Below are 923 nucleotides of genomic sequence, written 5' to 3'. Positions count from 1 at the left end.
GCGGGTGGTCGCACCTTCGAGAACTTGCAACTGGGTAACGAGGCGTCGGTCAAAGTCACCGACACCATCGACGAAGTTGTGGCGAAGCTCACAGCAACCGACTCGGTCACTGAAGGCGGTCAGATCACTTATACCGTGACCCTGACCAACAAAAATGGCCTGCCAATCGATAAACACGGCGCGCTGACCTTCACGCTGGACGATGGCAAGACCGTCATCACCATCCCAGCCAACGGCACTACCGGTTCGGTCACTGTGACCGCGCCTGACAACGTCTATGTTGGCGCGAATGATCCGGTCGTCAAATCGATCGCAACTGTTACTGGCGCAGACGTCGGCAAGTTCGAGCAACTAACGCTCGATAAAACACCTGTCAGCACCCAGGTTACCGACGAGCCAGGCTCGGGTACTCCAGGGACTGGCAACCAAGGCGATCTGGTCCACGTGACCATCACCGCCGACCAGACCTCGGTCGCCGAGAACGTCAAGCCGACCTTCACCGTGCACGTGAACACGGCCCTGGCTAACGACCTGGTCGTGACCTTGAGCAACAACGAGAAGGTCACCATCAAGGCCGGCGAAACCAGCGCCCAGTACACCCACGCAGCACAAGGTGACGACGTTTACAAAGACTCGGGCGAAATCAGCCTGGGCATCAAGTCGGCAGCCGACGTAGGCGGCCGTACCTTCGAGAACCTGCAGCTGGGTAATGATGCTTCGGTCAAAGTGACCGACACCATCGATGAAGTCGTGGCCAAGTTGACTGCGACCACTTCGGTTGCCGAAGGTGGCGAGATAACCTACACCGTGACGCTGACCAACAAAGACGGTCTGCCGATCAACAACCACGCTGAGTTGTACTTCCACCTGAAAGACGGCACCACCGTCGTGGTCCCTGCCAACAGCACCGTAGGTTCGGCCAC

The 923-nt window shown here is 58.3% G+C and carries 1 protein-coding gene; it reads left to right on the top strand.

Annotation, left to right across the window (positions count from 1 at the left end; translation table 11 throughout):
- The coding region (locus FS777_RS21240; protein ID WP_372239228.1) for an immunoglobulin-like domain-containing protein at positions 1-923 on the top strand (923 nt) is incomplete at both ends.

Source organism: Pseudomonas sp. DE0157 (assembly GCF_007678615.1).
In the GTDB taxonomy this organism is placed as follows: domain Bacteria; phylum Pseudomonadota; class Gammaproteobacteria; order Pseudomonadales; family Pseudomonadaceae; genus Aquipseudomonas; species Aquipseudomonas parafulva_B.
This window is presented reverse-complemented; position numbering and strand designations above follow the sequence as displayed.